This is a genomic window from Parendozoicomonas sp. 2304DJ65-17 (assembly GCF_058148445.1).
In genome coordinates this window covers 622816-635660 of record NZ_JBYVJV010000001.1, presented here as the reverse complement: position 1 = coordinate 635660, position 12845 = coordinate 622816, and the positions used below count along the sequence as shown (strand labels likewise).

The window sequence follows — 12845 nt, the reverse complement described above, 5'->3', positions numbered from 1 at the left end:
ATGAATAACGCGGAAACACTTATAGTCCGCGATCTTGGACTACAGCCGTATACGCCAGTCTGGCAGGCCATGACTGAGTTCACTAACGCTCGTGATAAAACCACGGGTGATGAACTCTGGCTGGTGGAACACCCTCCTGTATTTACCCAGGGGCAGGCCGGTAAGGCTGAGCATGTGCTGGCGGCGGGTGATATCCCAATTGTTCAGGTTGATCGTGGTGGGCAGGTGACTTATCACGGCCCTGGGCAGCGGGTGATTTACCTGATGCTGGACGTTCGTCGTCTGAGTATAGGCGTCCGGGATCTAGTGACCTGCATGGAAAATGCAATCATCAACACGCTGGCACAGTTCGGCATTGAATCTGCTGCCCGCCCCGATGCTCCGGGTGTTTATGTGGGTGAAGCTAAGATTGCTGCTTTGGGATTACGTATCCGCCGTGGCTGCTCTTTCCACGGTTTGTCTCTCAATGTGGATATGGAACTGGAGCCTTTCCAGAGAATAAACCCCTGTGGTTATGCCGGAATGCCTGTTGCCCAGGTGCATGACTATAACCCTTCCGCGACATTATCTGAGATAACCGATGTTCTGGTCTCACAACTGGCTGAACTCACTGGTTATACTGAAATTAACAAGACTGACGAGCTACCGGTGATCCCGGGGAGCCTGGAGAGTGTTCTTTAAATGTCTGAAAATATTATTCCAACAGTTCAGGTTCCCAGCGGCAGCAAGTTTGTAAACGATAACGGCATCCGCGCCATTAAAAACGGTATCAAAGCCAGCCAGAGTAACGACCCTCAAAAGCCACTGCTGCGTAAGCCATCTTGGCTGCGTATTAAAGCTCGTACCGATGAACGCTATTCCGATGTAAAGAAAACTGTTCATGGCCATAAACTCAGCACTGTGTGTGAAGAGGCCATGTGCCCCAACATCAATGAATGCTGGAGTTCCGGTACTGCCACCATCATGCTGATGGGTGATGTCTGTACTCGTGCCTGTAAGTTCTGCGCAGTGAATACCGGTAACCCAAAAGGCTGGCTGGATGAGAAAGAGCCAGAAAACACAGCCGAAAGTGTAAGACTGATGGGGCTGAAGTATCTGGTTTTGACTTCAGTAAACCGCGATGATCTTGAAGATGGTGGAGCCGGGCATTATGCCGCTGTGGTGAAGAAAGTTGTTGAAGAAAATCCGGATACAGCTGTTGAAGCTCTGACTCCAGATTTCCTTGGTAATCTCAAAGATGTAGAAACCGTTGTAGATAGCGGCATCTCTGTATTTGCCCAGAATGTAGAAACCGTTCGTCGTTTGACTCATCCGGTACGTGACCCAAGAGCCAGCTATGAACAGACTCTGAAAGTTCTGGAACATTCCAAAAAGCACAATCCTGAAGTATTAACCAAAACCAGCATCATGCTTGGTTTGGGTGAAACCGAAGATGAGATTATCGAAGCGATGGATGATCTGCGAGCTATCGGTGTGGATATCGTGACCTTTGGCCAATACCTGCAACCAACCCGCAACCATATCGAACTCAAGCGTTATGTAACTCCTGAAGAGTTTGATAAGTATCGTCAGTGGGGGCTGGATAAAGGCTTCCTGGAAGTTGTGTCTGGCGCGCTTGTTCGTTCAAGCTACCGTGCGGAACAGGTTCTGCAGAAAAACAATGTTGGGCTGGGCGAACCGGCGAAATAATTCGTAAAGCCTTCAAATTAAGCCCGGCAAACAAGCCGGGCTTTTTGTTTTAGCGGCAGGAAAAGGCTCCTCCATCCACAGTGCCTATACCAGATTGATTGAGGGTAAGCGTAGGAAAGATTGCTCTTCGCGGTGTAGCTTGGAGAATAAAGGTCGATGTGGTGGCTGGAGCCTGGAAATCAATATCATAATTAATGTTGTTGCTATCTACCGGGCTTTGTATTGGGAAGTGTGTTCCAGCAATGGCACCAGCATAACCTCTGTTCTCAGCTCGATATCTCTCCAATGCGCTGGCTGATGCTACTAACGTTCCCCTGGCATCTACGCAGGCGTTACGAATGATATATGCCTGGTAAGAAGGAAAAGCAACAGCTGCAAGAATGCCAATTATTGCGACAACAATCATCAGCTCTACAAGTGTAAAACCTTGTTGCTCGGGAGCTTGCTGCTTGGTGCAAAGGCTAAAACTCTTCATGGTGCTCTCTTGTGTTAAATTAGAAAGCCCGTTGATGTCAGACATCAACGGGCTTGAACTTAGTGGGTCTTCTTATCTATCCAACCCGTCTGCCTTATGATTCCACCACTGCCAGCTTCGTAACATTCAGTGCCGACGCATTCAAACAGTTTATGGCCATCGTCGTCAGGGTCACCGTTAACAAGTTCACTGGACTTGATGACTACGAGCCTGGTAGAAGACACAATACCGGTATTCTGTATAGTCTTCTTACGCTGGTTGTCTGGGGCTGATCCATCTTTAGCGCTTACCCGGTATAAGCGGTTTGTGCCCTGGACCGCCTTGCAGCTGTTAGCCTGTGTAGCAGGTTCATAGGTGGCCCAACTAAAATAGCCATCAATCAAAGAGATATCGGACAGTGCTTTCTCCCCGCTCTCTTCCAGACGGATATACCAGCCACCATTAGATAAAGGAGGTAGTGGTGCTCCATTAGAGTCAGTTTTTTGGGATCCGTCACTGTTTACAGGTATCAGATCAAGGGCCCTTTGAGCTGCTTGCATTTCTTCGTCATTACCGCTTTGAACTTTATTGTCTGTTGCATCGTAAAGGTCAGACTCTGTCAAAGTCTTTACAGATAATGGGTTGTCAAAAACAGCAGCAGACTTCAATACATAAACCCGATCGTCTACGGTCTCATCAAGAGGGTGGGCTCGATAACCAGAGCCAATGGCAATGGTGAACAGTTTGCGGTAGCCAGTCTGGGTAATACCAGTTACCGGTTTCATGTAGAAGCGTCTGTTGTCTTCTTCATCTGTATCTGCCAGATCAGCGACAACACCTTGTGCGTCTTGCTGACCGGTACCACCAAATGGCGTAACAACAAGGTTCTGGTTGATTTTGCTCTGGCGTTGATCAATAAACAGCCGCCACACTTGACCACCCATATCTCCAAATACGATTTGATCTCCGAAACCGTCAAGGTTCAGATCAAGAACAGTAATATCTCCAGGAATGCTGTAGTCCATTTTGTCCAGCTTAAGGGAACCACTGTTATTGTTTGTTGCACTCCAGAGAAGGTCACCATTTTCTGCGTCGACAATAAACAAAGCGTTACCTTTGGCATCACCTTCCCTCGGAGAGCCACTGATATCGTTACTGATGTCGTAACCACCACCAAATATCAAAGCTCGCTTTACAACGTTATTGATGATGACCTTAGTGCGGGCAGGTTTGGACCAGGTTTGACCAAGTTTGCTCATGCCGGTGCTGGCGGAAGAGATCTTCCACTTCAGTTTAGGGTTGTTACGGTTAGTGATGTCCAATGCATAGTAGAGGTCACCGCCGCGACGCAGGCCGAAGTAGAGATAGACTTTATCTCCTTCGCTGGCTTCTATTGCACCATTCTTGTTGTGATCAATTCTCCAGGCTACTGGGCTGCCATCTATACCGTATGGTTTTTTGACACTGTTCCCTGTCTCGGGATCAATCATGTAATTTTCTAGGTTTTGCAGTAACTCTTCTGGAATGTAGGAGAAAATTTCCCGACCTTGGTTTGTTCCTGTTGTGCCATCAATAGCATGAAGGAAGCCCTGGTTTGTACCAAAGAACAGGCTGATATCTTCTTTTTCTGGGGCGCAGCCTTTCGACTTATCGTCCGGATCTAGATACACCGTACAACCATAGGTTATCAGTGCAGGCTGAGAGTGCAGTGGATCACCGATTTGCTGACGAATAGAGCCTGACTGGTTGTAGCCGCGTCCCCAGTTGATGATATCGCTGCGATAGTCATTGCTCATACTTGGATTTCCCAAGATACCCTTGGTGATTGTGCTGTTGCTAACCGAAAGGGGTTCTTGGGTCAACGAATCTCCAGCATCCAAGCCAACATCTGTATAGATTTTTCTCTGGTTCGGATTTGGCAGTCGCGAGGCTGCACCACCTAGCTCAGTTTGGCCTCCATCAGGGGAGCTTGACCAGAAACTGGTGGTTCCCTCTTTGAAGCCGCCACTGTCTTTGTCAACAGCTTTATTACCGTTCTTGTCTACCAGGAAGAAGCTTGTTTGGTCATCATTGGTACCCAGTTTGTATTTTTTGAGATTACCACTCCAGTTGGTTTTATCGTTAGGAGTGAAGAGTGCGTAGTACAGTTCGTTGTTATGCTGGTAACTACGATACTGGTTTACGGAGATACTGGCACTGTTGAAGGAGGCCTCCACAGACAAAATCTCCTGAAGGATCTTACCGAATGCCTGGGTCAATGAAGCAGCATCTGTAGCTGTGTAATAACGGGCACTGTCGTCATCTTTTTTGCTGGCGACACCTTCCAGAAAACTAAGGGCTGATCCGCTGGCAGCAAAGCCTATAGTGTGGGTTGTAACTGTGTTTTCACCATCCAGGGATGATTTTTGATCGTTCTCTTCCATCCATTTTGTCAGGATGCGGCCACAGGTTTGTTGCCCAGAGATCGAACTGTTGTAGTTGCAGGTTGTTCCTGTCCGGCTCGTAATCTGGTTGGCTTCACTGGAGTTGAATCCGTTGGGAGAACCATCCGAAAGCAAAACAATATGGTTGCTCTGACAGGTATTGGTAATCGGTGAATTGCTGCCAGAGTAGTAACTCTGAGCCTGCAATAGCGATTTTATAATAGGAGTTCCGCCTCCAGGTCTCAGTTCATTAACATAGCTCTTGAGACGATCTCGTACCCTGTGGGTCGTAATTGAGTCGTTAAAGCCATCCTCTGACAACTTAATAATCAATCTGGGTGCTTGGGAGGGGGAGCCATCCCAAGAGTAAACTCGTTTATCTTTTGAGTCGGTTGGAACGTTGGTTTTTACAAACAGGGTCAGAGCATTTCCAGCAGACCATCCGGATCGGCTCACAATCTCTTCAAGAATATCGCTAACATCCGGGGATCTGTATGTTTTGTTTGCCTCCCAAGTGGTTTCGGGAGTCCAGGAAACTGTTGAGCCTGTTGTGGTGCGAGCACTTATTGTTGTTCCACTCTGTGTGAATGGCTCTGAGTCATCGACTCTTTCCCCACTGATGGTTGTAGCGAAAGTGCTGTTGGAGTCTTCGCTGGCTGTAAATTCAATAAAGGCTTCTTGAATATCAACGTCTTTCAAAACCGGGAACTGTGAAAAACGAAGGCCAACATCCCCTCTGGGAAGGTTGAGGCCTACAGATGTGAGTGTTGTTGATGTAGATGAGTTGCGTTTGATGACATCATTACCCCGATCAATGATTGGGTATTTGATGGTTTTTAGACTGCAACCGGGTGTTCCAGAAACTGTGTATTCAACTGCCAGGGCTGGTGGTGGAGCAGAAGCTTCCTCACTGACAATATCCCTGAACCCAGAGGAGCCATTTTCAGGTGTAACAACAAATGTTGCAGCATTGCCACCACACCAGTCACTGCGATTTACAATTTCCTGCAGGCTGCTGGTAACGTCTGTTTCATAAAGGTTCCTGTCACCGTTAGAGTCTGTCACCTGCCAGGGAGAGAGCGTCCAGGATGTGGATGCGCTGGTGAGAGTTCTGTTTGAAATGTTGCTATCAGTTTCTTCAAATGCAGCAGAGTTGCCAACATTCTCGGCTTTAATGATGAACGTTGGAGTTGATGCGTTATCGCTGTCGGGGGTCAGGCGTAAAGTTGCTTTGGTGATGGTTGCCCCTTGTGGAACTGAAACGTCACTGAAGCGGAATCCCGCCGTATGAGCTTCAAGTTGACCGCCATTCGCGGGGGCACTATAGCGAATATGGAGACGAGGTACCCGCGCAGCCTGGTTGTCGTAGTAGGTTTCTAGATTGCTGTTGGCAGTCACCGGGTTAAACAAAAATGCCAGACTGGTGATATCGGTATTGGGATTGCTATTGATTACGCCCTGGATAACGCTGCTGATATCGGGAGTCTGGAACCAGTTGCCAGTTCCAATTCGGTTATCTCCCATTCTCCACTGCACTCTGTTTGCTGCAGGAATCTGGGTGTTTAATCTGTTGGTGATATGCCTGTTGGAACTATTCAGTGGGGTATTAAGAACAGTGTCCGCACTGATCTGCACAGTGTTGGTGGAGTTGAGCCAGCTGCTTGTGTTATATGACTGCATATCGAGTCTGGCTTCGATGATGACGGCGTTTGCTGGAATCTCAAAACCTTCAAAGTAATAAGCGTTATGGTAATTCGGATAGAAACGCATATAGCTATTAAGGTTTACTCCACCGCCAGGTGCTTCACTTCCGAAGTTATTGCCGTTTATTGGGAGAGGGAAGGCCTCGATAGCACCGTCTGAGATAACACCTACCCGTACCGATGTATTGGAGGCATTGACTTGATTGTTGAGTGAGCTTTCATCGGCATCACCAACACCTACCTCTGGAGTCACTACTTCAACAGGAATGGAAGCGACAGGATTTTCAAGGTTTTCTACTTCATGATAAACGCCATTGGTATTGTTATAGCTGTTGTTTTTCCAAAATCTCAACAAACCGGCATTCAAGGGCAGGTTCTGGGTGCTGTCGAGCAGGTCGGAAAACGAGGCCTGTAACTGCTGCATCCTGGTTTTGTTGGCTCGGTCTGGATCGTTTTCACAATCTCGATCACCGGATTGGCATATTGGACTGTTCATGGAGCCTGAATTATCCAGTATGAATAGCACGTTTGGTGCTATCACCAGGCCGGATGCTTGGCCGCCAAAAAATATCTCAGTGTCATCGGCCAGCGCCGAATGAAAGGTTCCTGCTCCCAAGGACGCGGAGAGCGCCATAGCAAGCAGTTTATTTGATTTGTTTTTGTTCATTGGCTGTTCTTTTTCTTAAGCGATTATTTCTTAAGTGGCCATGTTTAGTGGCAACGAATGGCTCAGAACTCTGTGCCGAAATTTCGGTATTGATAATGCAAGGTGTAGGAGCGATTAGGGCCTTCAAGGTCTGGTTGATCTGCATCACCAGCTGTAGGGAAGCCAACCGTTGTTTGGACGGACTTGCAGCGATATAGCTGTTCTAAATTATTCCCTATACCGTTGCAGTTACCTAAGTTTCTATAAGAAGTTTCGCTTGCTGTTCCGGGTAAGACAGAGGGAATCGATTTATCAAATTCGGGATTTGCATTCAGTGCCACGAGAGCCTGCTGAAAAACAGCGTTTGATGCGCTGTAAAAAGTACGGTTTTCTTCTATTACACGCACCTGTTTGTTCTGGAGTGTAATATTGTAAAGCCCTGACAGGCCAACCATGGTGACGACCAGGAGCATCACCAATGCAATGATCAGGGTGGCACCGTTTTGAGAACTGCGCAGGCTCATCGTTGCTCCTCCAGCAGGTTGCGAGGAATAACTCTTGTTGTGTAGAGGCCTGGTTCACTTTCCCCCTGAGGTGGCGCTCCATCTATATCGTTTCTCAGGGTATCCAGGAAGTTGAGCGTGACGGTATAGGTACCATTGTCTTCTCTTGTAAATGCGGCACCATTGGTTTCCAGATTGGAAATAAATGGTTCAGGTTGGCCACCCGTACCCTGTATGTTTATGCCGTTGGCACCATATGCGAGTGTATGCTCGCGGTAGTTATACAGCGTTAAACCGTCAAGGGCTTCATTTGTATCAAGGTGAATGAATTCTGTGCTAATGGGGGTTGCCAGAGTGAACGAGGTATCACCTTTCTCAATCTCTGGCGGATCTATTATTTCGATCATCTGGCATGTTGCAAGAATTAATCGGTTGGCATCAATATCATCGCGCTTGTCAAAAGTTACATGCTCGTCGGGGGCTGCGGTAGAATTATCTATCGTAATCGTTCGTCGGTCTGCAGAGATAATGAGAGAAACAGGAGCAGAAAGGAGTGGTGACATAGATACAGTTCTAATGCTGCTTCCACTAATCTCTATAGCATTGGAAGTAAGAAACTTGGATCTTTGGCCCCAGTCTCCAGCTAGTTCACTTGAGAGGTTCTGCGCAAATCTGCCACAACCTTGATAACCACCTCGCTGGATATTACTTTGAACTGTTCCCATGGTTACACGTGCCGAGTCTTGGATGTCGGCTAGGTCGATAACGGCTTGCTGGCTCTGCAAAGCATCAATCGAATAGCGGGTTATCCCCAATACCAGTAGTGTGCCAAGTGCAAGAGCGATCAGCAGCTCTATAAGAGAAAGGCCTCTTTGAGATAATTTTAAAGCATTGGTTGATATCACAGTCTTACCTCCCTGATGACTGCGGTAGGGCTTTGGGGGGCATCATCGCTAAATGATTGAAGTTCATCCCATGAAACCCGGAACCGGTAGATATTCATGTTGGTGACAGGATCGATGATGGGACAGGGAGCGTTTACGTCAACCATGTCTAAGCTGGCAGTGTTATCTATACCTGTGAGTGTATTGGTAAAGGGAGCGAAAGCATTCGCTCCACAGATGCTTGCCCCCCGGTTGTCTGTATCTGCCAGGATGGTTTCTTCAATGCTGTCGAGAATCATCAAGGCGTGAGTTCTCTGCTCAGAACTGATGTTGGATTTTACCGACTGTGCCTGAAGCGCCAGCATGCCCAGAATGCCCACAGAGAGAATCAGTAGGGCGATCAGAATTTCGATCAGCGAAAAGCCCCGTACAGTCGCCGGGGCAAGATGTGCTTTTTTCATTGTTTTTAGAGTGTGACCAGTCCGGCACCGTTCAGCTGGATATCAGCTGAATTGTTGTTATTACCGTCCTTGACCGTAATGGTTCCGGAATTCCCGGTGGAACCATCCTCTGAAAAGATGATATTGACGTTCGATATCACCAGATCTCCTGAGAAAGGAGGAGTTGCCTGTAAAACTTCAGAACTGAAGTCATTAATGACCAGAAAACCATTGTTGCCAGCAGCTGTACAAGCGTTCTGGGCTGCGTTGGCACGACATACGCGCACAGCTTGCTGTTGTTGTACAGCCTCTGAGCGGGCGTAACGAAGAAGTGATATAAGACGATTGGCTTCAGACGCAACGCTGTTACGTTGAATGAAGTTATTGAAACCGGGTACAGCAACTGTTGCCAGTACCGAAAGGATGGCCACAACAACCATTAATTCTACAAGCGTGAAGCCACTATTTATTCTTTTTCTTTTACTGTGCATTCTGCTTACATCTAGTTCCAAGCTGATTTACACGACTGCGCTACGGCATTTTGGATCATATCATCGAATTTTTTTTATGTATATTTTGTATAAAGTGTATTCTTTTGTTTTGTGTTACTTGTCTCAATAGTCTGTATGGAGAAATTGCTATATCTTGAAGGGAATGGGTCTGGATTTATTCTGGGGCGATGAAAGCACAAGTTTCTTATCAACATGAAGATGAACGACATCTTCTGATTACTCTTTCCGGCGACTGGCGCGGACAGGCGAGATCTGCTGAAGCCAATAATCTGAGAGATTTTATAAAACAGGAACCCAGAAAACTTATCAAGTTGATTGTGGATGAAAGTTTTTCATGGGATTCCGCGTTTCCTGCATATCTGTTGTCTTTTATCCATCGTTACCCAGAAAAACAGCAACAGCTTGATTTTTCAGCCTTGCCATCAAATCTGAAAAGTTTATTTGAACTCGCTACAGCCGTACCCCGTAATACAACTCAGCCACCAGATGGTCATAGCCGGTTTGCCGGGTTAAAACATGCCTGGGATGAAGTTATTGATACCATGGTTTTTATCGGTGAAATGACCATGAGCTCTCTACGCCTTTTCGCCGGGCGTAGCCATATGCGCGCAGTTGATGCAGTGTCCTGTTTGAATCAATCGGGTCCACAGGCAATCGGCATTATTACCCTGATCAGTATTCTGGTGGGGATGATTCTCGCTTATCTCGGCATCATTCAGCTGCGCCAGTTTGGAGCTGAGGTTTATGTCGCCAATCTTGTTGCTGTAGGAATGGTGCGGGAGATGGGCGCGTTAATGACGGCGGTGATTATGGCTGGTCGAACCGGCGCATCCTGGGCCGCAGAGCTGGGAGCCATGAAAGTTAACGAGGAAGTGGATGCCCTGACCACTATGGGCATTCGTCCCATGGATTTTCTGGTGATGCCACGCCTGCTGGCTATGACCATTACTATGCCTTTGTTGTGTATCTACAGTTTTGTACTGGGCATGCTTGGCGGTGGAGTGATTGCCATGACTATGGATATGACTCCCCGCATGTATCTTTTCCAATTGTTATCTTCATTTACACCTGTTGATGTGGCTGTTGGCTGCTTTAAAGGTTTGGTCTTTGGTTGGTTAATCGTTTTGGCTGGGTGCCAGTCGGGAATGAACTGTGGCAGCTCTTCTGCCGCTGTTGGGCGGGCAACAACCAGAGCTGTTGTATTAGCGATTGTGTTCTTTGTGGTGGCTGATGCTGGCCTGAATATCATGTTCTATCACCTGGATATTTGACCATGGATGATCAAAAGCCCACCCCAGTGATAGAAGCCCGCGATTTGACCATGCGCTATGGATCTCAACTGATCCAGGAAAATATCGACTTTAAAGTTAATCAGGGCGATATCTTTGTAGTGATGGGGGGAAGTGGCTGTGGAAAGAGTACTCTTCTCAAACATCTTACTGGTTTGTATGAACCAGCTGCGGGAGACATTCTTTACAACGGTGTCAGCTATACCAGTGCGGATGAACAGGAAAGGCAGAAACTCCGTTCACGTTGGGGGGTAACCTTCCAAAGCGGCGCTCTTTTCAGTGATATGACTCTGGTCGAAAATATTGCCCTGCCTGTACGCCATGCCGGTGTTCCACGCAAAGAAGCGTCTGAACTGGTGGCTTATAAACTGGCGCTTGTGGGGCTTTCGGGGTTTGAAGATTATTATCCGTCTCAGATCAGTGGTGGCATGTGTAAACGTGCCGGGCTGGCAAGAGCTATAGCTCTTGATCCTGAAATTCTGTTTTTTGATGAGCCTTCTGCGGGGCTTGATCCTTTAAGTGCACGTCGCCTTGATGATCTTATTCTGAATCTGCGGGATTCAACCGGCACAACCGTGGTCATAGTAACCCACGAACTTGCCAGTATTTTCGCTATTGCCAACAATGGTATTTATCTGGATGCCATCACCAAAACCTGGCTGGATCAGGGTGATCCCAAATGGTTAAGGGATCATAGCCAGAGGGATATTGTTCGCTCCTTTCTTGCCCGTGGCGAAGAAGGGAGAAACGGGGAGCTTATGGAATGAATGCACGTACAAAAGCGGCAGGTGTTGGTTTCTTTATTGTCGTGATGCTGGTTCTTGGTATTGGCATGGTGATGATTGTTAACACCGGCAGTGTCTTTGGTGAAGACAGGATGCGATATGAGCTGGTTTACGATGCCTCGGTAAAAGGTTTGGATACCGGAGCTCCCGTTACTCTGAAAGGTGTTCAGATTGGCGAAGTTGTCAGTGTAAAGGCGCGCTTCTATAAAGGTTCCAACACGCCGCTCAATGCCGTTGTGATTGATGTTTATCCTGGCCGGGTTGAGTTTGATGATGAAGACAACCGGGAAGGTTTGATAGAGCTGCTTATCAGTAAGGGTCTTGGGGCAAAACTAAAACTGCAGAGTTTGCTGACTGGCCTTTTGTACATTGAAGTGGATTTCTATAACAGTGAACCTCGCACCATTCTTGTTGATACTGAATTTCCCCAGATTCCCACTGTTCCCAGTGATATGGAAAAGCTGAATGACTTCAGTGAAGTGGATCTGGTTGCCCTTGCTAAAGACTTTCAGCAAACCATGGCGAATATTCGCGGGTTTACCGACTCCAGCGATTTCAAAGAGCTGCCTGCTGGTATTAACAGCACAGTTCAAAACTTGAAAACCCTTACTGGTAGTGATGACTTCCAGCAGCTGGCGGGCAATATGAATCGCACTATGACAGCAGTTGAACTGGCTTCAGGAAAGATGGGGAGTAATGCAGATTCTGCCGGGATAAGAATGGATGAAGCCATGGCCGGCATGGAAAAAACCATGGCCACTATGAGCGAAACAGCAGTAGCCATGAACGCTTATCTCCAACCGGACTCACCGGTTATCTACAAGCTGGGTGAAAGTCTCAACAGTCTTGACCGGGCTGCCCGCTCCGTTGAGCAGCTAGCCACTATGCTTGAACAACAGCCCAATTCGATTCTTACCGGCCGAGCAAAGGTAAACCAGTGATGCGGATTTTTTACAGTTTTGTTCTGCTGATTGTTTTGGGTGGTTGTGCCAGTACTCAAACCTTTGATTACTACCGGTTGCAGGCTAATGCATCGGCTGGAAACCTGAAAGTTACCCAGAAGGTTGGAGTTGCTCCCATTGTTATTCCCGGGTGGATGACGTCAAACGCATTGAGCTGGAGTGACGGATACAAGGTTCACCGGGCTGATAATGACCGCTGGGGTACCGATGTAAAAAGCCAGATTGAGCACGTGTTAAGCACAAACCTGGGCAGGGAATTATCAGGTCAACCTGTAAGTGTTGGTCCGTGGCTAGGGGGGGATCGCCCGGATCGATCCGTATTTGTTGAATTGACAGATGTATCTTTCCCTGGTGAAAACGTTGAAATAACAGTGAACTGGCGTATTGAAAACAGAATGCGGGAAACAGTTTACCGACAGGGAGAGGAATCTTTTGCTGCTCAGGCGGCCGAAGGAGAAACAAAAGAGCAAGCCTTTGTTCAGGGGCTGAGTTCTGTTCTTGTACAGTTGAGTAAGCAGGTTTCAGGTCAGTTGGCTGCCCAACCTTAACTCTCGA

At 47.5% G+C, this 12845-nt stretch carries 12 protein-coding genes; 6 read left to right on the top strand and 6 right to left on the bottom strand.

The window, feature by feature from the left end; all coding sequences use genetic code 11:
- Both lipB and lipA read left to right on the top strand, forming a co-directional pair.
- On the top strand, positions 1-681 hold the full coding sequence (lipB, locus tag ACY2RR_RS02915) for a lipoyl(octanoyl) transferase LipB (protein WP_490106640.1): 681 nt from the start codon (positions 1-3) through the stop codon (positions 679-681).
- On the top strand, positions 682-1689 hold the full coding sequence (gene lipA, locus ACY2RR_RS02910) for a lipoyl synthase (RefSeq protein ID WP_490106639.1): 1008 nt from the start codon (positions 682-684) through the stop codon (positions 1687-1689).
- A gap of 49 nt (positions 1690-1738) precedes the next feature.
- Here the strand turns inward: lipA and ACY2RR_RS02905 are convergent, their stop codons facing one another.
- The 6 genes from ACY2RR_RS02905 to ACY2RR_RS02880 all read right to left on the bottom strand — a co-directional run bounded on the left by ACY2RR_RS02905 (position 1739) and on the right by ACY2RR_RS02880 (position 9233).
- Complete coding sequence (locus tag ACY2RR_RS02905; protein ID WP_490106638.1) at positions 1739-2164, bottom strand: type IV pilin protein; 426 nt, start codon at positions 2162-2164, stop codon at positions 1739-1741.
- 59 nt (positions 2165-2223) lie between these two features.
- Complete coding sequence (locus ACY2RR_RS02900; protein WP_490106637.1) at positions 2224-6936, bottom strand: pilus assembly protein; 4713 nt, start codon at positions 6934-6936, stop codon at positions 2224-2226.
- Positions 6937-6998: 62 nt separating this feature from the next.
- Complete coding sequence (locus ACY2RR_RS02895) at positions 6999-7439, bottom strand: pilus assembly PilX family protein (RefSeq protein ID WP_490106636.1); 441 nt, start codon at positions 7437-7439, stop codon at positions 6999-7001.
- Positions 7436-8323 (bottom strand): prepilin-type N-terminal cleavage/methylation domain-containing protein, encoded by an 888-nt coding sequence (locus ACY2RR_RS02890; protein WP_490106635.1) that lies wholly within the window; start codon positions 8321-8323, stop codon positions 7436-7438. The genes ACY2RR_RS02895 and ACY2RR_RS02890 overlap by 4 nt, the downstream gene beginning before the upstream one ends.
- On the bottom strand, positions 8320-8763 hold the full coding sequence (gene pilV / locus ACY2RR_RS02885) for a type IV pilus modification protein PilV (protein WP_490106634.1): 444 nt from the start codon (positions 8761-8763) through the stop codon (positions 8320-8322). Before pilV ends, ACY2RR_RS02890 begins: the two co-directional genes overlap by 4 nt.
- Before the next feature lie 5 nt (positions 8764-8768).
- The gene (locus ACY2RR_RS02880; RefSeq protein ID WP_490106633.1) at positions 8769-9233 is read right to left on the bottom strand and encodes a GspH/FimT family pseudopilin; all 465 of its coding nucleotides are present in this window, start codon (positions 9231-9233) and stop codon (positions 8769-8771) included.
- Between the two features lie 188 nt (positions 9234-9421).
- Between ACY2RR_RS02880 and ACY2RR_RS02875 the strand changes: the two genes are divergently transcribed.
- The 4 genes from ACY2RR_RS02875 to ACY2RR_RS02860 are packed head-to-tail and all read left to right on the top strand — an operon-like array spanning position 9422 to position 12838.
- A complete protein-coding gene (locus ACY2RR_RS02875; RefSeq protein WP_490106632.1) occupies positions 9422-10525 on the top strand; it encodes an MlaE family ABC transporter permease in 1104 nt (367 codons plus the stop codon).
- A 2-nt stretch (positions 10526-10527) separates the two neighbouring features.
- A complete protein-coding gene (locus ACY2RR_RS02870) occupies positions 10528-11310 on the top strand; it encodes an ABC transporter ATP-binding protein (protein WP_490106631.1) in 783 nt (260 codons plus the stop codon).
- Entirely contained in the window at positions 11307-12269 is a 963-nt protein-coding gene (locus ACY2RR_RS02865) for an MlaD family protein (RefSeq protein WP_490106630.1), read from the top strand. Before ACY2RR_RS02870 ends, ACY2RR_RS02865 begins: the two co-directional genes overlap by 4 nt.
- Positions 12269-12838 carry a PqiC family protein gene (locus ACY2RR_RS02860; RefSeq protein ID WP_490107048.1) on the top strand — a complete coding sequence of 190 codons (570 nt, stop codon included), beginning with the start codon at positions 12269-12271 and terminating at the stop codon, positions 12836-12838. Before ACY2RR_RS02865 ends, ACY2RR_RS02860 begins: the two co-directional genes overlap by 1 nt.
- Positions 12839-12845 lie beyond the last annotated feature (7 nt).

What these genes read in the sequence shown, in the direction of transcription:
- lipB (WP_490106640.1), top strand. Translation starts at nt 1, where the DNA reads ATGAATAACGCGGAAACACTTATAGTCCGCGATCTTGGACTACAGCCG.
- lipA (WP_490106639.1), top strand. Translation starts at nt 682, where the DNA reads ATGTCTGAAAATATTATTCCAACAGTTCAGGTTCCCAGCGGCAGCAAG.
- ACY2RR_RS02905 (WP_490106638.1), bottom strand. Translation starts at nt 2,164, where the DNA reads ATGAAGAGTTTTAGCCTTTGCACCAAGCAGCAAGCTCCCGAGCAACAA.
- ACY2RR_RS02900 (WP_490106637.1), bottom strand. Translation starts at nt 6,936, where the DNA reads ATGAACAAAAACAAATCAAATAAACTGCTTGCTATGGCGCTCTCCGCG.
- ACY2RR_RS02895 (WP_490106636.1), bottom strand. Translation starts at nt 7,439, where the DNA reads ATGAGCCTGCGCAGTTCTCAAAACGGTGCCACCCTGATCATTGCATTG.
- pilV (WP_490106634.1), bottom strand. Translation starts at nt 8,763, where the DNA reads ATGAAAAAAGCACATCTTGCCCCGGCGACTGTACGGGGCTTTTCGCTG.
- ACY2RR_RS02880 (WP_490106633.1), bottom strand. Translation starts at nt 9,233, where the DNA reads ATGCACAGTAAAAGAAAAAGAATAAATAGTGGCTTCACGCTTGTAGAA.
- ACY2RR_RS02875 (WP_490106632.1), top strand. Translation starts at nt 9,422, where the DNA reads ATGAAAGCACAAGTTTCTTATCAACATGAAGATGAACGACATCTTCTG.
- ACY2RR_RS02870 (WP_490106631.1), top strand. Translation starts at nt 10,528, where the DNA reads ATGGATGATCAAAAGCCCACCCCAGTGATAGAAGCCCGCGATTTGACC.
- ACY2RR_RS02865 (WP_490106630.1), top strand. Translation starts at nt 11,307, where the DNA reads ATGAATGCACGTACAAAAGCGGCAGGTGTTGGTTTCTTTATTGTCGTG.
- ACY2RR_RS02860 (WP_490107048.1), top strand. Translation starts at nt 12,269, where the DNA reads ATGCGGATTTTTTACAGTTTTGTTCTGCTGATTGTTTTGGGTGGTTGT.